Source organism: Nocardia sp. PE-7, from assembly GCF_030486425.1.
GTDB classification, from domain to species: Bacteria; Actinomycetota; Actinomycetes; order Mycobacteriales; family Mycobacteriaceae; genus Nocardia; species Nocardia salmonicida_A.
Genome location: NZ_CP129614.1, coordinates 1,208,490 through 1,231,686, shown reverse-complemented (window position 1 = coordinate 1,231,686; position 23,197 = coordinate 1,208,490). Strand labels below are relative to the sequence as shown.

23 protein-coding genes are annotated in these 23,197 nt (G+C 68.0%); 6 read left to right on the top strand and 17 right to left on the bottom strand.

Features of this window, described 5'->3' with window-relative positions:
- The first annotated feature begins 102 nt into the window (after positions 1 to 102).
- Positions 103 to 921, top strand: a complete 819-nt coding sequence (locus QX204_RS05750) for a Fic family protein (RefSeq protein WP_301907919.1) — start codon at positions 103 to 105, stop codon at positions 919 to 921.
- A 72-nt stretch (positions 922 to 993) separates the two neighbouring features.
- Here QX204_RS05750 and QX204_RS05745 read toward each other — a convergent pair whose 3' ends face one another.
- Positions 994 to 1,947, bottom strand: a complete 954-nt coding sequence (locus QX204_RS05745) for a hypothetical protein (protein WP_301905533.1) — start codon at positions 1,945 to 1,947, stop codon at positions 994 to 996.
- Between the two features lie 103 nt (positions 1,948 to 2,050).
- On the opposite strand from QX204_RS05745, the gene QX204_RS05740 reads away from it, so the two are divergent.
- Complete coding sequence (locus QX204_RS05740) at positions 2,051 to 2,659, top strand: TetR/AcrR family transcriptional regulator (RefSeq protein ID WP_301905532.1); 609 nt, start codon at positions 2,051 to 2,053, stop codon at positions 2,657 to 2,659.
- A 111-nt stretch (positions 2,660 to 2,770) separates the two neighbouring features.
- Positions 2,771 to 3,523 (top strand): LGFP repeat-containing protein, encoded by a 753-nt coding sequence (locus tag QX204_RS05735; RefSeq protein ID WP_357217565.1) that lies wholly within the window; start codon positions 2,771 to 2,773, stop codon positions 3,521 to 3,523.
- Between the two features lie 60 nt (positions 3,524 to 3,583).
- Here the strand turns inward: QX204_RS05735 and QX204_RS05730 are convergent, their stop codons facing one another.
- From QX204_RS05730 to QX204_RS05710, 5 genes are all read right to left on the bottom strand, one after another.
- Positions 3,584 to 3,937 (bottom strand): YbjN domain-containing protein, encoded by a 354-nt coding sequence (locus QX204_RS05730; protein WP_301907917.1) that lies wholly within the window; start codon positions 3,935 to 3,937, stop codon positions 3,584 to 3,586.
- Positions 3,938 to 4,020: 83 nt separating this feature from the next.
- Positions 4,021 to 4,842 carry an isoprenyl transferase gene (locus tag QX204_RS05725; protein ID WP_301905531.1) on the bottom strand — a complete coding sequence of 274 codons (822 nt, stop codon included), beginning with the start codon at positions 4,840 to 4,842 and terminating at the stop codon, positions 4,021 to 4,023.
- 75 nt (positions 4,843 to 4,917) lie between these two features.
- Positions 4,918 to 5,706, bottom strand: coding sequence for a DNA repair protein RecO (gene recO, locus QX204_RS05720; protein WP_301905529.1), 789 nt, complete (start codon positions 5,704 to 5,706; stop codon positions 4,918 to 4,920).
- 47 nt (positions 5,707 to 5,753) lie between these two features.
- Positions 5,754 to 6,353: a TetR/AcrR family transcriptional regulator gene (locus QX204_RS05715; RefSeq protein ID WP_301905527.1), complete on the bottom strand. Its 600-nt coding sequence runs from the start codon at positions 6,351 to 6,353 to the stop codon at positions 5,754 to 5,756.
- Positions 6,340 to 7,206 (bottom strand): alpha/beta fold hydrolase, encoded by an 867-nt coding sequence (locus QX204_RS05710; RefSeq protein WP_301905526.1) that lies wholly within the window; start codon positions 7,204 to 7,206, stop codon positions 6,340 to 6,342. The genes QX204_RS05715 and QX204_RS05710 overlap by 14 nt, the downstream gene beginning before the upstream one ends.
- A gap of 140 nt (positions 7,207 to 7,346) precedes the next feature.
- Here QX204_RS05710 and QX204_RS05705 point away from each other — a divergent pair, with 140 nt between their 5' ends.
- On the top strand, positions 7,347 to 8,774 hold the full coding sequence (locus QX204_RS05705; protein ID WP_301905525.1) for an amidase: 1,428 nt from the start codon (positions 7,347 to 7,349) through the stop codon (positions 8,772 to 8,774).
- Positions 8,775 to 8,787: 13 nt separating this feature from the next.
- On the opposite strand, the gene QX204_RS05700 is transcribed toward QX204_RS05705, so the two are convergent.
- From QX204_RS05700 to hrcA, 9 genes are all read right to left on the bottom strand, one after another.
- Positions 8,788 to 11,628: an ABC transporter substrate-binding protein gene (locus tag QX204_RS05700; RefSeq protein ID WP_301905524.1), complete on the bottom strand. Its 2,841-nt coding sequence runs from the start codon at positions 11,626 to 11,628 to the stop codon at positions 8,788 to 8,790.
- An 89-nt stretch (positions 11,629 to 11,717) separates the two neighbouring features.
- A complete protein-coding gene (gene era, locus QX204_RS05695; RefSeq protein ID WP_301905523.1) occupies positions 11,718 to 12,629 on the bottom strand; it encodes a GTPase Era in 912 nt (303 codons plus the stop codon).
- Positions 12,622 to 12,957 (bottom strand): cytidine deaminase-like protein, encoded by a 336-nt coding sequence (locus QX204_RS05690; protein WP_301905522.1) that lies wholly within the window; start codon positions 12,955 to 12,957, stop codon positions 12,622 to 12,624. Before QX204_RS05690 ends, era begins: the two co-directional genes overlap by 8 nt.
- Positions 12,950 to 14,320 (bottom strand): hemolysin family protein, encoded by a 1,371-nt coding sequence (locus QX204_RS05685; RefSeq protein WP_301905521.1) that lies wholly within the window; start codon positions 14,318 to 14,320, stop codon positions 12,950 to 12,952. The genes QX204_RS05690 and QX204_RS05685 overlap by 8 nt, the downstream gene beginning before the upstream one ends.
- Positions 14,317 to 14,865 (bottom strand): rRNA maturation RNase YbeY, encoded by a 549-nt coding sequence (gene ybeY, locus QX204_RS05680; protein WP_056821384.1) that lies wholly within the window; start codon positions 14,863 to 14,865, stop codon positions 14,317 to 14,319. Before ybeY ends, QX204_RS05685 begins: the two co-directional genes overlap by 4 nt.
- Positions 14,866 to 14,947: 82 nt before the next feature.
- Positions 14,948 to 16,012: a PhoH family protein gene (locus QX204_RS05675; RefSeq protein WP_056821830.1), complete on the bottom strand. Its 1,065-nt coding sequence runs from the start codon at positions 16,010 to 16,012 to the stop codon at positions 14,948 to 14,950.
- A 167-nt stretch (positions 16,013 to 16,179) separates the two neighbouring features.
- The gene (locus tag QX204_RS05670; protein ID WP_301905520.1) at positions 16,180 to 16,920 is read right to left on the bottom strand and encodes a 16S rRNA (uracil(1498)-N(3))-methyltransferase; all 741 of its coding nucleotides are present in this window, start codon (positions 16,918 to 16,920) and stop codon (positions 16,180 to 16,182) included.
- Positions 16,921 to 16,924: 4 nt separating this feature from the next.
- Positions 16,925 to 18,079 (bottom strand): molecular chaperone DnaJ, encoded by a 1,155-nt coding sequence (dnaJ, locus tag QX204_RS05665; RefSeq protein ID WP_301905519.1) that lies wholly within the window; start codon positions 18,077 to 18,079, stop codon positions 16,925 to 16,927.
- Between the two features lie 130 nt (positions 18,080 to 18,209).
- On the bottom strand, positions 18,210 to 19,244 hold the full coding sequence (hrcA, locus tag QX204_RS05660; RefSeq protein WP_062988249.1) for a heat-inducible transcriptional repressor HrcA: 1,035 nt from the start codon (positions 19,242 to 19,244) through the stop codon (positions 18,210 to 18,212).
- 356 nt (positions 19,245 to 19,600) lie between these two features.
- On the opposite strand from hrcA, the gene QX204_RS05655 reads away from it, so the two are divergent.
- On the top strand, positions 19,601 to 20,011 hold the full coding sequence (locus QX204_RS05655) for a hypothetical protein (protein WP_301905518.1): 411 nt from the start codon (positions 19,601 to 19,603) through the stop codon (positions 20,009 to 20,011).
- Between the two features lie 149 nt (positions 20,012 to 20,160).
- Positions 20,161 to 21,456 (top strand): hypothetical protein, encoded by a 1,296-nt coding sequence (locus QX204_RS05650; RefSeq protein WP_301905517.1) that lies wholly within the window; start codon positions 20,161 to 20,163, stop codon positions 21,454 to 21,456.
- Between the two features lie 66 nt (positions 21,457 to 21,522).
- Here QX204_RS05650 and QX204_RS05645 read toward each other — a convergent pair whose 3' ends face one another.
- Together QX204_RS05645 and hemW are read right to left on the bottom strand one after the other, a co-directional pair.
- Positions 21,523 to 21,765 carry a hypothetical protein gene (locus QX204_RS05645; protein ID WP_067456243.1) on the bottom strand — a complete coding sequence of 81 codons (243 nt, stop codon included), beginning with the start codon at positions 21,763 to 21,765 and terminating at the stop codon, positions 21,523 to 21,525.
- A gap of 233 nt (positions 21,766 to 21,998) precedes the next feature.
- Positions 21,999 to 23,186: a radical SAM family heme chaperone HemW gene (gene hemW / locus QX204_RS05640; RefSeq protein ID WP_301907916.1), complete on the bottom strand. Its 1,188-nt coding sequence runs from the start codon at positions 23,184 to 23,186 to the stop codon at positions 21,999 to 22,001.
- Positions 23,187 to 23,197 lie beyond the last annotated feature (11 nt).

Genomic DNA, 23,197 nt, shown 5'->3' with positions numbered 1-23,197 from the left:
TTACTCGATGCGGCGTCGGTCCGATCGTCCATCGCTCGCAGGCTGAGTGTCGATATCGGGGCGACAGCCCCGACCGACCGCAGGGTCGACGGTGTCGTCGACATGATCCTCGACGCGACCCGCCATCACGACCAACCGGTGACCGCGGAGCGCCTGTTCGGCTGGCACGCCGGACTCTTTCCCACCGGCTACTCCGGCATCTCACGAATCCGGGTGGGCGGCTGGCGAACCGACGAAACCGGCCCGATGGAGGTGATCTCCGGACCATACGGTCGGCAGCGAATCCACTTCGAAGCCCCACCCGCATCGCGCGTCGCCGACGACATGGATCGCTTTCTGACGTGGCTCGACGCGGAAACCCCCGAACCCGCGGTGCTGAAAGCCGGCCTGGCACACCTGTGGTTCGTGACGATTCATCCCTTCGATGACGGAAACGGCAGAATCGCCCGCGCGATAGGCGATCTCGCCTTGGCCCGTTCCGAACGCAGCCCTCGCCGCTTCTACAGCCTGTCCGCTCAGGTCCAGCGCGACCGCAAGAACTACTACGCCATCCTCGAAAGTACCCAACGCGGCGACCTCGACGTCACCACCTGGCTGCTCTGGTTCCTCGATGCGCTTCACCGGTCCGTCGACAACGCTGATCGCACCATCGACGCAGCGCTCGCGAAAGCCCGCTTCTGGCGCACTTGGGACGTCACGAGGATGAACCCCCGTCAGAGGGAAATGCTCAACCGAATCCTGGACGGTTTCAACGGGAACCTCACAACCCGCAAATGGGCAATCATCACCGAAACGTCCCAAGCTTCCGCCCTCCGCGACATCAACGAACTCATCGATCTCGGCGTATTGCGACGATCGGACTCGAGCGGCCGTAGCACATCCTACGAACTGACGGAAGCCATCAAACCGATCGAGAAGTAGCCGTTGGGCGAGATCAGCGCAAAAGATGCTCCGCACGAAAGCCGTTCGTGCGGAGCATCTTCGCGGTGACGGTCAGGCAGGAACTGCCACCGGTTCCGGAGCTGCGGTAGGGGCGCTCGTCTGGCGGGAGCGCAAGGCGCCGACGCCGAGGAGGGCGACACCGCCTGCCGCCCAGGCGAGCAGGACTGCGAGCGGGGCGATGGCGCCGGCACCGTCGAAGTAGGCGACCGAGCGGAGGAGCGAGGCCGCGGCGCCAGGGGGCAAGGCCTGGCCGATGGTGCCCCAGGGCTGGGGCAGGAGTTCGGGGGCCGAGGTGGCGGCGGAGAACGGGTTGCCGATCAGCAGCATGGCGAGGGCGCCGATGCCGATGCCGGGTCGGCCGATGACGGCGGCGACGGAGAAGGAGGCGAGGCCCGCGATGGCGGCCAGTTCGAGGTAGGAGCCGGGCAGGATCGAGAGCCAGGTGTGGAAGATCAGGGTGCTCAGGAGCCCGCCCGCGATGCCGAACGCGGCCAGACCGGCGAAGCGGGCGCCGAAGGCGGGGATCAGCAGGGTGAGCAGAACCCCCGCGGCCATGCCGGACATGACCAGGGGCAGGACCATCGAGCCGAAGCCGGCGCCGCGCTGGTCGTCGGGGTCGATGGCGATGACGTCGTGAACGGGAGCGGCGGCGACCCCGCTGAGCTGCTGGGCGACGGCGGTGAGCTGCTGGGCGACGGCAGGCGAGGCAGCGGAGGCGACCAGGACCTGCGGTGCGCCGTTGCCGGTGACGATGGCGCCGTAGATCTCGTTGTCGACCATCGCGCTTCGCGCCTCCTCCGCGTCGGCGACGGTGGTGATCTCGAAGGCATCGGGATCGCGCTGCCGTAGTTGCTGAGCGACCTGAGCGGAGGCAGGGCCCGCGACGGCGATCGGCAGATCGCGCGGGCTGATATTGACGGCGGGCCAGGCGAAGGCGATCAGCATCAGGGCCTGGATCGCGGTGGCCGCGAGGCCGAGAGCTACTGCTCGGCGGGTGATCGTCATGCGGTTCATCCCCTTAAAGCGAATGTTCGTTCTTTTTGGTGTTTCTACCGTGACACCGCCCACCTCACTTGTCAAGAACGGACATTCGTTTTACGTTGGATCCATGCCCCGAGTCAGCGAAGAACACCTGGAACGCCGCAGACAGCAGATCCTCGACGCCGCGCAGCTGTGCTTCGCCCGCAAGGGCTTCCACGAGACCTCGATGCAGGACGTGTTCGCCGAATCGCAGATGTCGGCGGGTGCGGTCTATCGGTACTTCACCAGCAAGAACGAGATCATCGGCGCGCTCGTGCACCGGACGATGGGGCCGTTGCGCGAGCGGCTCGCCGAGATCATCCGCAGCGAGCCCCTGCCTCCCCCGGCAGACGTCATCCGGCTGCTCACCACCGAGATCGTCAAGCGGAGTGGACCCGATGGGCCGCTGCGGCTGGCCCCGCAGGCGTGGGCGCTGGCGCTGGTCTCGCCCGAGGCGGCAGTCCCGGTCAGCACCGCCATCGCGTCGATGCGCGAGCTGTGGTTCGAGTACGCGGACCGATTGCGCGAAACCGGCTGGCTGCCCCCCGACACGGACTCCGACGTGATCGCCAAGACGATCATCGGGTTGCTGCCGGGGTTCATCCTGCAACACCTGCTGCTCGGGGATGTCGAACCGGACGATTTCGCCCGCGGTCTCGCGATCATGCTGCCGGGACCACCGCATCACCCCGGGTGAGCAATGACACTGTTGCCACCGGCGCCCAACGGGTAGGTTCGGGGGCGGCAACCGGAGGGGGTCCCGAGCGCCGGACATCGTTGAATACCGATCCGACCAGGGGAGTTTCCTGTGACATTGCACCGTCGAACCCTTCGATCACGCGGCCTGGCCGCACTGGCGACAGTGACCGTCGCGGCCGCACTGCCCGCGGCCATGGCCGGCACCGCGCAGGCTCGGATGATCGGCGGATTCGAGGTGGGCGGCGCGATCGAGGCCGAGTACGACCAGGCGGGCGGGCCTTCGCTGGGCGAGCCGACCTCGCCGGAGGCCGATGCGGCGGCCGGTGGCAAGTACCAGACCTTCGCCAACAACGCGGCCATCTACTGGCACCCCGACACCAATGCCAACACCGTCGCGGGCCAGATCCGCGACAAGTTCGCCGAGACGGGCAACGAGTCGGGCAAGCTCGGCTACCCGACCACCCGCGAACAGAGCACCCCGGTCGGCGGCGGTCGCTTCAACCACTTCCAGAAGGGCTCGATCTACTGGTCCGTCGGCACCGGCGCGCACCAGATCAGCGGCCCGATCCGCGACAAATGGGCTGCGCTCGGTTGGGAGTCGAGCCCGCTGGGCTTCCCGCTCACCGACGTCTCCGCGGCAGGCAAGGGCGACGGCCAGTTCACCATGTTCCCGACCGGCGCCATCTACTGGACGTCGAAGACCGGCGCGCACGCGGTCTGGGGCAGCATCCAGGCCGACTGGATCCGCGCGGGCGGCGAGGGTGGCCGCTACGGCTACCCGACCAGCGACGAATACGACTACCAGGGCGGCAAGGCCCAGGATTTCCAGGGCGGCAAGATCACCTGGAAGCCGGAGCGCTGAGTTCGACGGTGGCGGGGCCGGTCCCCGCCACCACCTCCGTTCGAACCGCGATCGGAGCTGTCAGGACGCGAGAAGCCCCTGACGAGCTCGGCTCGCGCCGGACAGAACCAGCAGCAGCATGGTGGTGAGGGCGCTGTCGTCGAGGCCTTCGGCGGGGAAGGTGTAGCGCAGGATGACATCGCCCAGTTGGCCGCGGGCGATCAGCGTGACCGAGCCGAACTGGATCTCGTTGTTGCGTTCGGCGACGCGCTTGTGCAGGGCCGCCTTGAGCGGGCGATCCCAGGCCAAGACGCTGGTCAGGGACAGGACGGTGAGGCCGGGAGCGAGGGTGACGGCGCGGATCGAGCACAGCGCGCCGTCGTATTCGAAACCCAGCGACCTGTCGGCGTCGACGCGGACTTCGATGTCCTGCATCTGCAAGCAGGCACCGGCCCGCGCCTGCAGGTCGAGTTCCGGGGTGAGTAGCGCATCCATGTCGGCTCCGTCTTGACTGTCGCTCATTTGGCGCCACCGAAGCGACGATCGCGCTTGGCGTATTCCAGGCACGCGTCCCACAGGTTACGCCGATCGAAGTCGGGGAAAAGCGTGTCCTGGTAGACGAATTCGGCGTAGGCGGCCTGCCAGATCAAGAAGTTCGAGCTGCGGAACTCACCGGAGGGGCGAAGGAACAGGTCGACGTCGGGCATATCGGGTTCGTCGAGATATTTCGCGACGGTGGCCTCGTCGACCTTCTCCGGGTCGATCTCGCCCGCGGCCACTCGACGCGCGATTTCCCTTGCGGCATCGGCGATTTCGGCACGGCCACCGTAGTTGACGCACATGGTCAGCGTCATCACGTCGTTGTCCCTGGTGAGCTCTTCGGCGACCTCGAGTTCCTTGATCACGCTGCGCCACAGGCGAGGTCGGCGACCGGCCCAGCGCACGCGCACACCCATCTCGTGCATCTCGTCCCGGCGGCGGCGGATCACGTCGCGGTTGAAGCCCATCAGGAAGCGCACCTCGTCGGGGCTGCGCCGCCAGTTCTCGGTGGAGAAGGCGTAGGCGGACAGCCACTTGACGCCGATCTCGATGCAGCCTTCGACGGAGTCCATGAGCACGGCCTCGCCGCGCTCGTGTCCGGCGGTGCGCGGCAGGCCGCGTTCCTGAGCCCAGCGGCCGTTGCCGTCCATCACCAGCGCGACGTGGTTGGGCACGAGCTCCGGCGGGATCGCGGGCGGGCGCGCGCCGGAAGGATGCTGGGACGGCGGGCGCACGGTGCGGGTGCCGCCGTCCGGCTTGCTCGCGGGAGAAGAGTCACGACGCAGGATCACGGCATCCATCCTGCCTGATCGCCAGGTGCGGGCTGCACGGGCTCCGGATTGAGGAGCGAGGCGGTAGGTGGGAGCGTCGAGCTGTCAGCTGACCCGGCCGACGACAGCGGCGTCGGACCGGTCAGTGGACGGGGATTCGATGCGGGATCGCTCGATCAGCGGCAGCGTGCGCAGCTGACGTTCCAGATGCCACTGCAGGTGGGCGGCGACGAGACCGCTGGCCTGACGACGGACGTTGTCGGGGACGCTGTCGATGTAGGCCCACTCCCCCTTCAACAGGGCCACGAGCAGATCGAGCACGCCGGTGATGGGCGTGCTCGCGCCCGGCGGTCGGCAGTGCACGCAGACAGCGCCGCCCGCTGCCACGTGGAAGGCGCGGTGCGGGCCGGGGGTCGCGCAGCGGGCACATTCGTCGAGCGCGGGCGCCCAACCGGCAAAGCCCATGGCGCGCAACAGGTATGCGTCGAGGATCAGTTCGTGCGGACGCTGCTTGGCGGCGATGGCGCGCAGGGCGCCCGCGGTGAGTACGTGCAGCTTCGGGGCGGGTGCGCGTTCTTCGCCCGCGAGGCGTTCGGCGGTTTCGAGGATCGCGCATGCGGTGGTGTAGCGGCCATAGTCGTCGATGATGTCGGCGGCGAACGCCTCGACGGTGATGACCTGGGTGACGATGTCGAGTGTGCGACCCGGGTGCAACTGCACGTCGATGTAGGAGAACGGCTCCAGCCGCGCCCCGAACTTCGACTTGGTGCGCCGCACCCCCTTCGCCACCGCCCGGACGAGCCCGTGTTGCCTGGTCAGGAGCGTGACGATGCGATCGGCCTCGCCCAGCTTGTGCTGGCGAACCACTACCGCCTCATCCCGATACAACCGCACGTGGCCAGTCTTGCATGCGGGCCCGACACCGCGGTCACGGACACGGGTCAGGATCGGAGCAGGCCGGCGATGAGCAGCAGCAGCGATTGCTGGGTTTCGAGGCGGGCGCGGTCGGGGTCATCGGCGTGGGCGACGATGAGCGAGGCTTCGGTGATGGCGCTGAGCAGCAGTTGCGCGAGTACCGGCACCGGGGCGACCGGGATCAGGCCCGCGTCGGTGGCGCGTTGCAGTTCGGCGGTGATGAGGCCGAGTCCGTGACGTGCTTCGAATTCACGGAAGGCGGGCCAGCCGAGCACGGTCGGGGCGTCCATCAACACGATGCGCAGCATCTCCGGGCGGGCACAGATGTCGAGAAACCGCGCCAGACCAGCGGTCATGCCGCCGATGATGTCGGCGCGGTCGGCAGCGGCCACGGCGCTCGCGATCTCCTCGGTGGCCTCGGTCTCGACCTGTTCGAGGACGGCGAGGAACAGTCCGCGCTTGTCGCCGTAGTGGTGGTGCAGGGCGCCGCGGGTGACGCCGGCGGCGGCCACCAACTGCTCGGCCGACGTACCGGCGAAGCCGCGCTCGGCGAACAGGCTGCGGCCTGCCTGCTCGAGCGCGGCTCGGGTAGTGCGGGAACGATCCTCCTGACTACGGCGCTGCATGCAGCCGAGTGAACTCCACGATCAGTTCGGTGAGCAACTCCGGCCGGTCCTCGGAGACGAAAGTGTAGGAATCGTCGATGGTGCGCAGGCTCGCCCGTGGCAGATCGGCGGCCAGTCGTTCGGCCAGCGCCATCGGGAACAACTTGTCCTCGGTGGACCACACCACGAGCACCGGCAGATCGACCGTGGGGAAACGCCGCGCAGCGGCGATGGTGCACCGGTTGTCCACCCCGGCGGCGAAACGACGCAGATCGTCGCGAATGGCGGCGTCGCGTCGGGCGGGCCCCAAGTAGGACTGGGCGATGTCTTGCGGCAGTGCGTGTTTGGTCACCCAGCCGAAGCCGAGTGGCAGGCGCTGCGCGAATTTCCAGCGCATCGGCGCCAGTAGTGGGCGGATCACGCCGGGGATCTTCGCCACCTTCAGCAGACCCGCGAAGGGCTGGGGCGGGAACACTTCGTAGCAGTCGACGGCGGCCAGCACGACGCGGGCGATCCGTTCCGGTCGGCGGGTCATCAGGATCTGGGTGAGCGCGCCGCCGGTGTCGTTGGCGACGACGGTGACATCGGTGAGGTCGAGTGCGTCGAGGAACTCGGCGATCAGGTCCGCGATGCCGGTGGGGCTCAGGTCGGCGTCGGGCAGCGGGATGGTGTGGGATCCGAGTGGCCAGTCGGGTGCGAGGCAGCGGTGTCCGGCGGCGACTAGGCCGGGCACTACTCCGCGCCAGATATCGGCGTTGACGAGCAGTCCGTGGACGAAGACCACCGGCGATCCGGTACCGGTGTCGTGATAGCGGATGCGGCCGGACGACAGGGCGATCTCGTGCGCCGGGCCGAGTGCTGAGCTGATTCCCATGGGTCCTCCCCTGGTCGAATGCTGAACTTCTCCACTGTTACATACATCCCGTATGTATGTCTATACCCACCCTAGGGGATGTGGACGGCTGACCAGCTTCGAGTTACCGTCGAGCCAAGTACCTGCAGAGATGGAGTCACATGTCCGTGCCCGACCACATCGCGCCGCATTCCTCGGCCGACCTCGGTCTCACCGACCTGTCCGCGGCCATCGCCGAGGGCGGCGTCTCCTCGGTCGCGGCCGTCGCCGACGCGCTCGACCGGATCGAGGCATCGCAGCCCACGCTCAACGCGTTCCGGGTCGTGCGTCGCGAAGCCGCACTCCGGGAGGCGGCCGAGGCGGACGCGCGCGTGGCGGCGGGTGTGCGGCTGCCGTTGCTCGGTGTGCCGATCGCGGTCAAGGACGACACCGATATCAGCGGCGAGGTCACCGCGTTCGGGTGCGGCGGCGAATTCGCGCCGAAGACCGCCGACGCCGAATCGGTGCGCCGGTTGCGCGCGGCGGGCGCGGTGATCGTCGGCAAGGCCAATACCTGTGAGCTGGGGCAGTTGCCGTTCACCAGTGGTGACGCGTTCGGATACACCCGCAATCCGTGGGATCGCACGCGCACGCCGGGTGGGTCATCGGGCGGGTCGGCGGCGGCGGTCGCGGCCGGATTGGTCCCGGCGGCACTGGGTTCCGATGGTGCGGGGTCGGTGCGAATCCCGGCCTCGTGGACGAACCTGGTCGGGATCAAGCCGCAGCGTGGACGCATCTCCACCTGGCCGCTGGCGGAGGCGTTCAACGGGCTCACCGTCAACGGCCCGCTGGCACGCACCGTGCGTGACGCGGCGATGCTGCTCGACATCGCCGCCGGACCCCACGACGGCGACCGGCACCGACCAGCGCCGATCGATGCGAGCGCAGCGGTCGGGCGCGATCCCGGCAGGCTCAGAATCGCCCTCTCCCTCAGCATTCCGTACACCGCGACCAAGACCGCGCTCGATCCGCAGATCGCGGCGGCCGTGCACGCGCTGGCGGGCACTCTGCGCACGCTCGGCCATACCGTCACCGTGACGGACCTGCACTACGGGCTGATGATCGGCGCGTCCTTCCTGCCGCGCTCGCTGGCGGGGATCAGTCGCGTGCACCGGGATATGCCCGGAGCCGTTGTCGACCCACGAACCACGGCCAATGCGCGCATCGGCCGAGTACTCAGCGGGCCCGCACTCACTGCGGCGCGACTCGCGGAACCACTGCTGCACAAGCGAATCGGATCGTTCTTCGACGACTACGACCTTGTGTTGGCACCGACAACGGCGACCCCTCCCCCACAGGTGGAACAGATCGATGGCATCGGCGTCGGCGCGACGAACAGCCTGATCACCGCCGCGTGCCCCTACACGTGGCCGTGGAACGTGCTCGGCTGGCCGAGCGTGAATGTGCCTGCGGGCTTCACCGAATCCGGGCTGCCGATCGGCGCGCAACTGATGGGCACCGCGGACAGCGAGCCGTTGCTGATTTCTCTTGCGGCCCAGCTGGAATCAGAACTGCACTGGGACCGCAACCGTCCTGCGCGGTGGTGGTGATTCACCGGATGCGCTAACGCCCCGGTTCGATCCACCCTTCGAGATCGCTCTTCGTACCCGACGGACAACCGTCCTGGCCGGTCTGCCGAGGAAACATCATCAGGCAGCGCTGCGGGCCTGATCCGCCGACCGCGGCGGTGACCAGGACCGCGATCGACGAGCCGTCGGCGACGCGGCTGGTCGAGAAGCCGAGCGTGCCGGTGACGCCGCGATAGTCGGACTCGCGTAGCTGGACCGCGATGGCGGTTCGGTTCGGTGGGAGGTCGGCGAGGACGCCACGACTGTTGCGCACAGCTTGGACGAACAGGCCGCTCACGTCGAAGGCCAGACCGGTGCGGTCGCCTGCCCAGGTGGGCCGGTAGTCGGTGAGCCCGGCGTAGCCACGGAGGTCCTGGATCAACCCGGCCAGTTCGGTACACAGTTGCTCGTGTTCGAACGGCACCGGCTGGCCGCCGAGTTTGCCGATGCCGCTGACACAATCGGCGCCGCCGAGCATGACCGGCGAGGCCTTGGACACATAGCGCACGGTGAGGTTGGCGGGGAGTGCGGCGGTGGCTTTCGGATCGGTGATCAGCCTGGTCACCGCGTCGTTGCCGAGGATCGCCGGACCCGCGCCGCTGAGGCAGCCGCGACTCACCGATTTGGCGAAGGTCGGGAAGTCGTCGTTGCGGCCCGCGAAGAACAGCAGGGTGCGGCGGTTGAATCCGGCGGTTTCGCACGGCGCGGGAAAGCGGTAGAGCTGCTGTTGTTCGCGCCAGCTCATACTCTCCTGCGCCACCCCGCGTTCGGTGAGTTCTTTCTGTACGTCCTCGACCAAAGTGGTCACGTACAGGTCACCGGCGGCCTCGGGGTGGTAGATCGCCACCTTGTCGTAGCGGGGCGCGCCGTTGAGATCGCGAGCACCCTGCACGTAGTCGGCGACGAGGCGGGCCTGCACCCTATTGCTCGGTGCCGCTTGGAAATACAGCGGAGAGGCCTCTTCGAGACCATCGGCGGACAGCGTTGTCGCTACCGCGGGCACACCCAGCTCGCCGAGACGGGTGATGGCCCTGCGGGTTTCGTCGTTGCTGCGATCGATCCCGACGACGCCGAGCACGCTGGGGTCATCGGCCACGAGCTCGCGCAGCGGATTGTCGACCACCCACCCGGCATGGCGCATATCGGAGCCGCCGTTGGCGATGATGATGCGCAGCAACGGTTCCGATTCGTCGGAGGCCAGTAACGCGCGACGCTGCTGCACCGCCAGACCGGCGAGTTCCTCCACCTGGGCGTGCGGGTAGCGCACATTGGTGTCGACGTAGCTGAGGCCGGCGAAGTACACCAGCGAGACCAAGGGACGGTTCGGATTGCTCGCCCGCGCGTCGGACGCGGCGACGTTGAGCCGGAACACCTCTCGCTGCATCGCCGACAGCTCGGGGTCGTCGGCGAAGGTCTGGCGGGGGTTGTCGCTGTAGCCGACGCATTCACCGCCGCGCAGACTCACCGAGACACCGCCGGTCCACGGCCAATGCGAACACTGCGCCCCGCGCAACGGCGGAAAGTAGACCAGCGTCGCGGCCACGGCGATCACGATCGGAATCAGCACGCACAGACCGACGAACCAGCTGCGCGCGGCGAGCGGCGGCGCGGGCGGCAGTGCGAGACCACGGAATCGGGCGTCGCTCACGCGCGGGGTGGTGTCGGGCGGCAGGATCGCGCGCAAGGGGAGGAACCACGCGTCGGCCTGGCGATGAGTGCGCCGGTTGTCGATCTCGCGCAGCCACTCCTGCAGCGGGTCGGGCGGCTGCGGGGTCGGCGTGTCGGCGAGACTTTCCAGGGTGCGCAGCGGGCGCAGATCACTGATGTGCGAGAGCTCACCGACCTCGCGGCTCGGCCCCTCGTCCCGCAACGCCACGACCACCAGCGGATCGAAAAGTCCCGTCTCGTTGCGGATTTCGTTGATCCAGGTGAGGATGCGCGCACCGTCGCTGCCCTCGGCGAGACCGCCGAGCAACGCCACCGGGTACGCGGTGCGCCGCCAGCTGGACGGGCGCCAGATCCGACGCCTGTAGGCGTCGCGCAGGTCCTCGAGAAACGCGTGTACGAGCAGCTTGGCGACCTGCTCCTCGTTCTCGTCGACCCGATGCGAAGCGGTGAGCCGGGACGCGAAACCCAGGAAACTGCCCGACAATTCGGGCGCCAGATAGCGCTGGTGCAGGAACCACCGCGTCACCTTCGACATACCGGGGATGCGCCCGGACACCCACAGCCACAATCGCAGCACCGGCCACAGGGCGAGCACGCCGAACACCACGCGCGAAATCGTGTCGCCCGCAACACCTTCGGCGGTATCGGAGCGGCTCGTCGGCGAACCGCTGCGCAGCAGTTTGGGCAGCCTGCGGCGCAATTCGTCGGGCGCCTCGGATTCGTCGGAGGTCACCCGCTGGCGGGTCAGCCAGTCGGCGGTGCGGTAGCGCGGGAACTTGATCGCGCCCATCGCGGTGTCGTCGGCGGCGAAACCGGCCACCAGATGCTGGACGATCGGCAGGCAGTGGCCCGGGATCTCCGGCTCATTGGCGTGCGGGCCCACGTCGATCGCGTTGAGGTCGGGGGTGAGCTGGGTGCGCGGCAGGTCGGGCGCGTGCAGGTCGAGCTTGACGCGCGGGGTCGCCCGCCTGCCGTCGGAGTCACTGAGCCAGCTGTATATTTCGCCGACCAACGCCGCATGCCCGGTGACGCCGACGATTTCGACGATCGGGCGGGGCAGCGCACGCCGCCGGCGTACCAGGGTGCGTAGCACGCGCGGGCGGGCGTCGGGAATCTCCAGCGCCCGCAGCAGCTCGAGCAGTTTGCCGACATCATTGGCATCGGACACTTCCACGGCCTCCCCCGGACGTTCAGTAACCACGCCGAACGAACCGACGTGTTCGCCGACGATACCCCGAACCGCCGACACTCAAACGGTCAAAAGCCCAGCTTCCCCAGCTGTTTCGGGTCGCGCTGCCAATCCTTGGCGACCTTCACGTGCAGGTTCAGGTAGATACGCGTACCGAGAATGTGCTCGATCTGTTTGCGAGCATTGGTGCCGACCTCTTTGAGGCGGGCGCCGTTCTTGCCGATGATGATCGCCTTCTGGCTGGGCCGCTCGACATACAGCAGGGCATGCACTTCGAGCATGTCCTCGTTGGCCGCATAGGGCTCGATGTCTTCGATGACCACAGCCAGCGAGTGCGGCAGTTCGTCGCGCACGCCCTCGAGCGCGGCCTCGCGGATCAACTCGGCCATGAGGGTTTCCTCCGGCTCGTCGGTGATCTCCCCGTCGGGGTAGAACGCCGGGCCTTCGGGCAACTGCGAGGCGATCAGGTCGACGAGCACCTCGACCTGTTCGCCCTTCACGGCCGAGACCGGAATGACCTCGGACTCGGGGCCGAGCAGCTTCACCAGCGCCATCAGCTGATGGGCGATCTCGTCACGGCCCACCTTGTCGATCTTGGTGACCACGCCGAGGATCTTGGTCTTGGGCGCCATCATCTTGATCTGCTCGACGATCCAGCGGTCACCGGGGCCGATCTTCTCGTCGGCCGGGATGCACAGCGCGATCAGGTCGACCTCGGAATAGGTGTCGCGGACGAGGTCGTTGAGGCGCTGGCCGAGCAGGGTGCGCGGGCGGTGCAGACCGGGGGTGTCGACCAGGATCAGCTGGGCGTCCTCGCGGTGCACGATGCCGCGAATAGTGTGGCGGGTGGTCTGCGGGCGCGAGGAGGTGATCGCGATCTTGGTGCCGACCAGCGCGTTGGTCAGCGTCGACTTGCCGGTGTTCGGGCGGCCGACGAAACAGACGAAGCCGGAATGGAATTCCTTGCCGGACTCAGCCACCGCGCACCTCGCTCAGCACGGCGCCGGTGCGGTCGGTGCGGACGATCGAGGCCGAAGGAGAGACCTCACGGACCGCGTCGATACCCGCGTCGTCGGCGTCACCGGCGACGACGACCGCCGCTTCGAACCCCTCCGCTCCACTCGAGATCGCGGCGGCCACCGCGGCCTGCAACGCGGTCAGGCGCAGGGCGGTCAGCGCTACCTCGCCCGCGGCGTAGGTGCGCCCGTCGGTGTCGCGCACCGCGGCGCCGCTCGAGCCTCCGGTGCGGCCGAGCGCGCCGCGCGCCAGCACCAGCAGTTTGTTGTCCTCGGCGTCCAGTTCACTCATGGTTTTCTCCGTTGTCGTCGGGCACGCGCACCTGGTCGGTGTCGGCGGTTGCCTCGTCGGTCGCACCCTTGCGGGGCTTGTCGGTCTTCTTCTCCGCTTTGTCTGCTTTGTCGGCGACCCGGCGCACCAACACGGTGTTGACGCGCATGCGACCGCGCGCGTCGGCGCCACCTTCGCCGCGCAGCACCAGCCCGTAGACGGTCACCTTGGAGCCGGGCAGCGGGACGCGGCCCAGCTCGTGCGCGAGCAGCCCGCCGACGGTGTCGACGTCGTCGTCCTCGATGTCGAGGCCGTACAGCTCCCCCAGGTCCTCCACCGACAGCCGCGACGAGATGCGGTAGCGGCCGTCACCGAGGTCCTCCACGGGCGGAGTCTCGTCGATGTCGTATTCGTCGTTGATCTCGCCGACGATCTCTTCCAGCACGTCCTCGATGGTTACCAGCCCCGCGATGCCGCCGTACTCGTCGACCAGCAGCGCCATGTGATTGCGCCGCCGCTGCATCTCGTCGAGGAGTGCGTCGAGCGGCTTGGAATCGGGCACGAAGATCGCGGGTCGCATGACCTCGCGCACCGATACCTTGCGCGCGCGATCGGCGTAGGGCACAAGGTCTTTCAGATAGACCACGCCGCGCACGTCGTCGACGTTCTCACCGATCACCGGGATCCGGGAATGGCCCGACCGCACGGCCAGCGACATCGCCTGGGCGGCGGTCTTGTCGTCCTCGATCCACACCATTTCGGTGCGCGGCACCATCACCGCGCGAGCCGGGGTGTCGCCGAGTTCGAAGACCGACTGGATCATCCGACGTTCGTCGTCGGCCACCACGCCGCGCTCGCGGGCCATGTCGACCACCTCGCGCAGCTCGATCTCGGAAGCGAAGGGGCCGTTGCGAAATCCCTTACCCGGGGTGATCGCGTTGCCCAGCAGAATCAGCAGCCGACTGACCGGGCTGAGCACCGCGCCGATGATCTGCAACGGCACGGCGGCGGCCAACGCGATCGAGTAGGCGTGCTGGCGGCCGAGGGTACGCGGGCCGACGCCGATCACGACGTAGGAGACAACGACCATCAGCGCGGCGGTGACCAAAAGCGCCGTGCTCTCGTTCCACAGGTCCAGCGTCGCCGCCGCCAGCAGCACAGTGGCAGTGATTTCGCACAGAATACGTAGCAGAACAACGAGATTCACATAGCGCGGGCGGTCGTCGACGATCGTGCGCAGCCGCGCGGCGCCGGGGCGCTCCTCGCGGACCATGTCGTCGAGCCTGGCCCGTGACACCGTGTTCAGTGCCGAGTCCACGCCCGCGAACACCCCGCCGATACCGATCAACACGATCGCCAGCGTGATCAGGGTCAGTGCTGTCACGCGGGGCCTTCACCGGGCGCGGTGAAACCTGCCTTGCCGAGTAGACGGTCGTCACGCTCGGCCAGCTCGGCGCGGCGCTGTTCCTCGCGCAGGCTCACGTACCACTCCTCGAGCAGCTGTGCCTGCAGCGCGAACATCTCCTTCTCCTCCTCCGGCTCGGCATGGTCGTAGCCGAGCAGGTGGAGCACGCCGTGCACGGTGAGCAGGGCCAGCTCGTGGTCGAGCGAATGGTCGGCCTTCTGCGCCTGACCCATCGCGAACTCCGGGCACAGCACGATGTCGCCGAGCATGGACGGGCCGGGCTCGGGGCTGTCGGGACGACCGCCGGGCTCGAGCTCGTCCATCGGGAACGACATCACGTCGGTGGGACCGGGCAGGTCCATCCAGCGCACGTGCAGGTCGGCCATGGTGTCGAGATCGACGAGCACCATCGACAGCTCGGCGGCCGGATGGACGTCCATCCGAGCGATCACGAAACGTGCGACGCTGACCAGGTCTTCTTCGGGAACGTCCATGCCCGATTCGTTGGCGATCTCGATGCTCACCTGTTCAGGGTACGGTGCCGACCCGACGCCGCCGGGAGCGGCATCGGGCCAGCTTGATCGTGTCCCGCCCCGATTCCGCCGGTTAGCGGCGGTCGGTACGGCCCGCTGCCCTGCGCTGGGCCCGATTGCCCGGGTAGTGCGGGCCGGGGACCGCGCGGGTCTCGGATTCGAAGCGGTCGTAGGCGTCGACGATGTCGGAGACCAGCCGGTGGCGCACCACGTCGGCGCTGGTGAGCTCCGAGAAGTGGATGTCGTCGATATCGGTGAGGATCTCCGCGGCCGCCCGCAGACCCGAGCGCTGCCCGTTGGGCAGGTCGACCTGCGAGATGTCACCGGTGACCACCATCCGCGAGCCGAAGCCGAGGCGGGTGAGGAACATCTTCATCTGCTCGGCCGTGGTGTTCTGCGCCTCGTCGAGAATGATGAACGAATCATTGAGGCTGCGACCACGCATGTACGCCAGCGGCGCGACTTCGATGACACCCGACGCCATCAGCTTGGGAATCGCTTCGGGGTCCATCATGTCGTGCAGCGCGTCGTAGAGCGGACGCAGATACGGGTCGATCTTGTCGTTGAGCGTGCCGGGCAGGAAGCCGAGCCGCTCACCCGCCTCGACCGCGGGCCTGGTCAGGATGATGCGCGTGACCTGCTTGGACTGCAGCGCCTGCACCGCCTTGGCCATGGCCAGGTAGGTCTTGCCGGTGCCCGCGGGGCCGATGCCGAACACGATGGTGTTGTCATCGATCGCGTCGACATAGCGCTTCTGGTTGAGCGTCTTGGGGCGGATGATCTTGCCGCGCCGCGACAAAATGTCCAGACTCAGCACCTCGGCGGGCGATTCGGACACGCCCTCGTCGGTGAGCATCGAGATGGTGTGGCGCACCGCCTCGGGGGTGATCACCCGATTGCGGCCGGTCAGCGCCACGAGCTGCTCGATAACCCGCTCGGCCAGCGCCACGTCGCCGGCTTTACCGGTGATGGTGACGGTGTTGCCGCGGACATGGATATCGGCCGGGAGCAGTTTCTCCAGCTGACGCAGGTTCTGGTCGGCCGAGCCGAGGAAACCGAAAACCGACTCCGGGGCGAGCTCGATGCTGGAACGCACGGTCCGCGCCGCGGGACCAGCATTGTTACCGCCTGCGCCGATGTCTGATACGGGGTTGGTGGGGTTGCCGATCTCGCCTGAGTTCTTCAAAAGTGGCTACAGCCTGCTTCCGGTTTCGACCTGGTGTTCGATGAGATCAGTTTACCGCCGAGCACTGACACCGCACAGTGGTTAAAAATGTGCCCGTGGTATGTCCGGCCCATTCCTGCTCACCAGCGCGAGGTCAACGCCCCCAGCGCACCGAGCGCGACAGCCGCCGCGGTGGAGGTACGCAGGACGGTGGGGCCGAGCAGCACGATGTCGGCACCGGCCTCTCCCAGCGCTGCCAGTTCGGCGTCGTCGAGGCCGCCTTCGGGGCCGACGATCAGGACCACTTCGCTAGCCTGCGCCAGCGGCAGCTCGGTGAACTTGCCCGCGCCGGATTCGTGCAGGGCCGCGACGATCGCACCGTCCGCCTTGGCTTTTCGCACCAGCTCGACCAGATCGCGGGTGCGGTGCAGGCCGGCGATCTCGGGAATGTAGGCGCGACGGGACTGCCGGGCCGCGGACTTGGCGGCGGCGCGCCATTTGTCGATTCCCTTGGCGGCCTTGGCCTCCCAGTTCGCGACGCAGCGCGCGGCCTGCCAGGGGACGATGAGGTCCGCGCCCGCCTCGGTCATCAACTCGACGGCCAGCTCGGAGCGGTCGGACTTGGGCAAGGCCTGCACCACGGTCACCTGCGGGGTGGGCGGTGTGGCCAGCCGGCGATCGCGGACCGCTAGCTCCAGGCGGTCCTTCTGGGCCGCAACGACTTCGGAGTCGGCGAGCACACCGTGCCCGTCGGACAGGGTGATCGGCTCGCCGACCTTGATCCGGCGCACGGTCGCCGCGTGGCGACCCTCCGGACCGTCCAGCACCGCGACGGCGCCCGGTTCGGGCACCTCGTCGAGGTAGAAGACCGTCGCGGCCACGGCCTCAGCGTCCGCTGAACGACGCGCGCAGCCGCGCGAACAGGCCGCTGTTGTGCTCGGACTGGGTCGACATCACCTCGGCGCGATCCTTGTCCCGCATACCCTTGAACTTGCGCAGCAGATCGGTCTGCCTGCCGTCGAGCTTGTTCGGCACCACGATGTCGAGGTGGGCGAGCAGGTCGCCGCGCGCGCCCGAACGCAGGCGCGGCATGCCGTGGGCACGCAACTGGATGACCTCGCCGGGCTGGGTGCCCGCCGCGATGCTGAGCTCGGTGGGGCCGTCGAGGATGGTGTCGACGACCACGGTGGTGCCGAGAATCGCGTCGACCATCGGCACCCGGACGGTGCAGTGCAGGTCGTCGCCGTCGCGAACGAAGGTGTCGTGGGGCTGCTCGACGACCTCGACGTAGAGGTCACCGGCGTGGCCGCCACCGGGGCCGACCTCACCCTGAGCGGCGAGGCGGACCCGCATGCCGCTGGCGACACCGGCCGGGATGGGCGCGGCGATCTCGCGACGAGCGCGCACTCGGCCGTCGCCACCGCACTTGTTGCAGGGGTCGGGAATGGTCTCGCCCGCGCCACGGCAGGTGGGGCACGGACGCGAGGTGAGCACCTGGCCGAGGAACGAGCGCTGCACCGACTGCACCTCGCCCGCGCCGTCGCAGGTCTCGCAGCGGATCGGCTTGGAGTTGCCGTTGGTGCCGGAGCCCACGCAGACATCGCACAGGATCGCGGTGTCGACGGTGAGATGCTTGGTGACGCCGACCGCGCATTCGGCCAGGCTCAGCCTGGTGCGGATCAGCGAGTCGGCGCCGGGCTGCACGCGGCCACGCGGCTTGCGCTGGCCACCGCCCTGGCCGCTCATCCCGCCGAAGAAGGCCTCGAAGACATCGCCTAGACCACCGAAGCCCGCACCGTTGAATCCTGCCCCGCCGCCGCCGTTTTCGAGCGGGTCACCGCCGAGGTCGACGATCCGGCGCTTCTCGGGATCGGTCAGCACCTCGTAGGCGGTGGAGACTTCCTTGAAGCGGGCCTGCGCGCCCTCGTCCGGGTTCACGTCGGGGTGCAGTTCGCGGGCCAGTTTGCGGTAAGCGCGCTTGAGCTCCTGGTCGGTGGCATTCTTGCCGACGCCGAGCAGTCCGTAGTAATCCCGTGCCACGTGAGTTCTCTAGTCCTTGGTCGGTGTGGGCCGGCCGAGCGCCGGGCGCATCCTTTAGTCGAATCCACTCAACTTTACCGGCCGAAGTATCGACCTTAACAGCCCGGTTGTTGTCGTTCCCGCGCTGGCTTCACCTTTCGGCGAGCACCTCGCCGATGTAGCGGGCGACGGTCGCCACCGATGCCATGGTGCCCGGGTAGTCCATGCGGGTGGGCCCGAGCACGCCCATACCGCCCAGTACGGCACCGGCGGCGCCGTAGCCGGTGGAGACCACCGAGGTGCCGCGCATCTGCTCGACCTGGGTCTCCTCGCCGATCTGCACCATCACCTGACCCGGCTGCTGCGCGGCGGCAAGCAGTTTGAGCACGATGACCTGTTCTTCCAGGGCTTCCAGCACGGTGCGTAGGGAGCCGGGGAAGCCGAAATCGGCGACATTGCGGGTGAGGTTGGCGGTGCCGCCCAGGACCAGGCGCTCTTCCGGATGCTCGACCAGCGTCTCCACCAAGACGGTGGAGACCCGGATCAGCACGTCGCGAATCTTGGCCGGCGCGCGTTCCGGCACCCCGGCCACCGCGGCGCTGGCCACCGAGAGCAGCTTTCCGTCCATGGCGCCGCCGAGCAGACCGCGCACAGCGACGAGGTCCTCGTCGGAGATCACCGCGCCCAGGTCGACGATGCGTTGGTCGACCCGGCCGGTGTCGGTGATCACCACCAGCAGCAGGCGGGCCGGATTGAGCGCGACGACCTCGATGTGGCGCACGATCGCGGCCGAGACGGTGGGGTACTGCACGACGGCGACCTGGCGGGTGAGCTGGGCCAGCAGGCGCACGCCGCGACGCAGGACGTCGTCGAGGTCGACACCGGATTCGAGGAACTCCATGATCGCCCGACGTTCGGCGCCGGAGAGCGGTTTCACCTCGGCGATCCGGTCGACGAACTCCCGGTAGCCCTTGTCGGTGGGGATACGCCCCGAGCTCGTGTGCGGCTGGGTGATGTAGCCCTCGGCCTCGAGCACCGCCATGTCGTTGCGGATGGTGGCGCTGGAAACACCCAGGTTGTGCCGTTCCACGAGGGACTTGGAGCCGATCGGCTCCTTGGTGGCGACGTAATCCGCGACGATCGCTCGCAGGACCTCGAAACGTCGATCCTCGGTGCTCGACGCCATCGACCCCACCTTCCTCGCTCGTGCCTGGTACGTCACGCCTGCCGTGCTGCGTTCGCACAGGGTCGCACGTCGACGCTCGCAGCGTCTTGTTCTCCAGTCTAATTGTCTTGTTCTCGATCCCCGGATCGCACGGCTGTCCGGCATCGAACTGTCATACGGGATATCCGGCTGTGGGGGCGGCGTCCGGTCCGCCGACTCGGTCGAACGCGGTGACGAGTTATCCACAGGCCCTAGTTGTCCACAGATGCGGTTCCGGGGGTTGTCGAGCTCGGGGGGCGGGCGTAGTTTCGGGGCTGAATCAGGTCATCTACCAGCGATTTTCAGCTATCGGCAAGTGGTGCGGGGAGGAAACTGCGATGCAACAGGGTGGGGTCGGCGAGGCGTGGCAGATCGGGTCGAGCGCGGTCGCGGTGCGACCGGCGGAGTTGGCCCGGATCGATGATGCGTGTGCGGAATTCCTGGGGGTGATCGCGCGGATTCGGGCACTTGCCGTGGAAGTCGGCGATCAGACGCAGTGGGGATTGGGCGAGGGGCAGGCACGGTTGATATCCGGTTCCGCTCTGGTGGCGCGATTGCGTTCCGTGGCAGCGGCGAAGGAGAACAGCATCGTCGCCGTCTCGGATGCGCATTCGCGGGCAGTCGGCGATATTCGCCGGTCGTTCCGGGATGCGCGCGATCTGATGGTGATCGCCGACGAAGAGTGGGCTTATCGACTTCGGTCGGTGGAAACCTTTGTAGGACAGCAGATTTCCACGGAGTCGGTGTGACCGGCCACGCGCCGAGCGGTATTCGGAGCAGCGGGAACACATATTCGGACTATTCGAGCGGCGCAACGAAATCCGGTGTTCCCGGCGGAGGAGAGAACACACATTCCTGGCGACACGGGGAGATCGTCGCGGCGTTCGCGGGCCTCGAGGTGACCGACGCGTTGAGGCAAGCGGACAGGTTCGAGCAGATCGCCCGGTGGTGGGACGACGGCTTACGCGCCTTCCGGCACGCGGTGGATGGGTCGCTCGCATCGGCATGGTCGGGTGTGGGCGCCGTCGCGGCCGGTTCCGCGGTCGAAGGCTATGTCGCGCGAGCGCACGATCTGACGCTCGCGTTGGAGGAGTTGCCGGGCGTGGTTCGGGCGGCGGCCGAGGCGATCGTGGCGACCAGGTACGCGGTCGGGTCGCCGGTTGTCGAGGATTCCGACGCCGCGGCGTGGTCGGTGAGCTCGGCGGTTCACGCCACGGGCTCAGCATCGGCGCACGGTGCGGCTTCGGCCGCGGAGGAGGATGCGCGAGCCGCGATGCGGCAGCGGTATGTATTGCCGTTCGCCGAGCTGGTCACTCGCATTCCCTTGCTGCCCATGCCGCTTCGGTCCCTCGACTCCGACGCGACGACAGGTGATCGACAGTCGCTGATCGACGGCGTGGGGCAGTCGCGGGGCGACAGACGTACACCGTCTCCGGTCGAGATCGCGACCGGAGGCGCAGAGAACGAGACCGCAGCGACCGGGGAGGACTCTGCCCTGCACGACGCGATCAGAGATTCGGAAACCGTGGGGCGGGACGGTCTCGGAACGGAGGTTCCGAACGATGGTTCGGAAGGGTTCGACAGCCAATCGGCGGAATCCGAGGACGGGGCGGTGGATTCTGGCACCGCTACGACGGTGACCTCGGCATCGACGGCCGCCACCGGCATGACGCAACCGGGCGGTACGGCTGCGCTGACAGTACCTGGCGGCTCCGGACTACTCACCGCGCCTACGGGGACTTCTTCCGCAGCCATCGACCCCTCGGTCGTTTCGACGGGGCGCGACCCATCGGCTGACCCAGTACCTGGGCGAGCCTGGCCGAACGTCAGCCCGAGCGGGGCCCGTGGCCTGACGCCGGGTGGCTCCGCGCAGTATCGGCCGCCCGGTCAGCGTGACGTGTCCAGGCCGGGGATCGGGCACAGCATCCCCGGTTCCGCAGGTCCGGTCATCGGCGCCGCACCGCCGTCAGGGCATACCCCGACGAGGTCGGGCGATCGTTACTTCCATTGCGGCGGAGCACTGCCGACAGGACCAGGCGTGGAGGCCACACGTGGTCTGCCGGAGTACTTGATCACGCAGGCGAACACCGCGGAACTGCTCGGTGAGCCACGACCGGCAATAGCCGGTGGGGTGATCGGGGGTGGCGATGATCTCGCACCCGGCGAGCAACGCTCATCGGCAACTCGAGGCTGACGGCGATGTCAGCGAGTCGGCGAGGGCGTCGGCAGTGGCCGCCCGAGTCGGGCGGCCGGTGCCGGATCAGACGCGGGCAGCAGCGCCGCAGCGAGCGGCGGAGTCGGGGGCGCCGACCTGCTTGCCCGCGAGTGCGTCGAGACCGAGCATCGCCAGCAGCGATGTGCAGTCTTCGGCGTCGTTCGAATGCGAGGCGACCGTCCGCGCGGCGACCGCGCATTGACGAGCGTTCTCCGCCTTCTCAGCAGAGCGCGCTTCGGCGAATTCGCTCTGCTCGTGGACGAGGGTGATGTGCCGTTCGGTGGACATATAACTCCCTAGGATCGACTCGAAGCCTACGCCCCTAATCGTTATCTTCCACCCGGAACCCACCGAACATACCCTTAGAGCACCCCACTGTTCCGAGCCGCTCACCAGGTGTGCATTGGATTGATACCCCACTACGACCGGGCATTCTCTGGTATCGATCCCAAGGCTGAAAAATTTCGAAATTCAGATCACGATGACATCACCGCCGCGCGATTCCTCAGCGGGCGAATTGATCAGTCGAGAAGGTCGCGGACGATGCCGTCGGCAAGGAGACGACCTCGGTCGGTGAGCACCAGGTTCTCGCCGGTGATGCTGGCGAGGCCGTCGGCGAGGATCCGGTCGAGGGCGGGGGCTGCGGACGGGGCCAGGTCGGCGAGGGGCAGGCCGGTACGCAGGCGGACGGTGAGCATGAGGTGTTCGGTGTAGCGCTCGTCGTCGGTGAGGGCTTCCCAGCCGGCGGCCGGGAGGCCGCCGAGGGCTACTCGGTCGGCGTAGCGGGCGGGGTGTTTGACATTCCACCAGCGAACGCCGCCGACATGACTGTGCGCGCCGGGGCCCGCGCCGAGCCAGTCACCACCGTCCCAGTAGCCGAGGTTGTGCCGGCAGCGCGCGGAATCGCTTGCGGCCCAATTGGATACCTCGTACCACGTCAGACCGGCGGCGGCGAGGCGGGCATCGATGCGTTCGTAGCGGGCGGCGAGGACATCGTCGTCGGGTGCGGGCAGTTCACCACGGCGGACTTTGCGTGCCAACGCGGTTCCGTCTTCGACGATCAGGGAGTAGGCAGAGACATGATCGACACCGGCCGCCAGCACCTCGTCCAGGCTCAGGTCCAGGTCGGCGTCGGTCTCACCGGGAGTGCCGTAGATCAGGTCGAGGTTCACGTGATCGAACCCGGCCGCGCGCGCTTCCTTCGCCGCGGCGACCGCGCGCCCCGGGGTATGCGTGCGGTCGAGCACCTTCAGCACGTGCTGTGCGGCGGACTGCATACCGAGCGAGATCCGGGTGTATCCGGCCGCGCGCAGCCGCTCGAAGAACTCGGGCGAGGTGGATTCCGGGTTGGATTCGGTGGTCACCTCGGCGTCGGCGGTCAGGGTGAAGTTCGCCCGCACCGCATCCAGCACCGAGGCCAGACCGTCGCCACCGAGCAGCGACGGCGTTCCGCCGCCGACGAAGATCGTCGATACCTCGGGGGTCGCGCTCGGCAGGGCACCGAACTCGGCCGCGGCGGTCGCGAGCTCGCCGCGCAATGCCTCCAGCCACGACTGGGGCGAGGCCGAAGTACCCAACTCCCCCGCCGTATAGGTGTTGAAGTCGCAGTACCCGCAGCGCGTGGCACAGAACGGCACGTGCACGTACACCCCGAACGCGCCGCCCCCGAAATCGCGCAACACCGGCCGATCGGCATCGGCCGGTGTCACGCCGGGAGCCC

What these genes read in the sequence shown, in the direction of transcription:
- QX204_RS05740 (WP_301905532.1), top strand. Translation starts at nt 2,051, where the DNA reads ATGCCCCGAGTCAGCGAAGAACACCTGGAACGCCGCAGACAGCAGATC.
- QX204_RS05745 (WP_301905533.1), bottom strand. Translation starts at nt 1,947, where the DNA reads ATGACGATCACCCGCCGAGCAGTAGCTCTCGGCCTCGCGGCCACCGCG.
- QX204_RS05750 (WP_301907919.1), top strand. Translation starts at nt 103, where the DNA reads ATGATCCTCGACGCGACCCGCCATCACGACCAACCGGTGACCGCGGAG.
- QX204_RS05655 (WP_301905518.1), top strand. Translation starts at nt 19,601, where the DNA reads ATGCAACAGGGTGGGGTCGGCGAGGCGTGGCAGATCGGGTCGAGCGCG.
- QX204_RS05645 (WP_067456243.1), bottom strand. Translation starts at nt 21,765, where the DNA reads ATGTCCACCGAACGGCACATCACCCTCGTCCACGAGCAGAGCGAATTC.
- QX204_RS05710 (WP_301905526.1), bottom strand. Translation starts at nt 7,206, where the DNA reads ATGGGAATCAGCTCAGCACTCGGCCCGGCGCACGAGATCGCCCTGTCG.
- QX204_RS05715 (WP_301905527.1), bottom strand. Translation starts at nt 6,353, where the DNA reads ATGCAGCGCCGTAGTCAGGAGGATCGTTCCCGCACTACCCGAGCCGCG.
- QX204_RS05705 (WP_301905525.1), top strand. Translation starts at nt 7,347, where the DNA reads ATGTCCGTGCCCGACCACATCGCGCCGCATTCCTCGGCCGACCTCGGT.
- hrcA (WP_062988249.1), bottom strand. Translation starts at nt 19,244, where the DNA reads ATGGCGTCGAGCACCGAGGATCGACGTTTCGAGGTCCTGCGAGCGATC.
- QX204_RS05690 (WP_301905522.1), bottom strand. Translation starts at nt 12,957, where the DNA reads ATGAGTGAACTGGACGCCGAGGACAACAAACTGCTGGTGCTGGCGCGC.
- QX204_RS05730 (WP_301907917.1), bottom strand. Translation starts at nt 3,937, where the DNA reads ATGCAGGACATCGAAGTCCGCGTCGACGCCGACAGGTCGCTGGGTTTC.
- QX204_RS05725 (WP_301905531.1), bottom strand. Translation starts at nt 4,842, where the DNA reads ATGGATGCCGTGATCCTGCGTCGTGACTCTTCTCCCGCGAGCAAGCCG.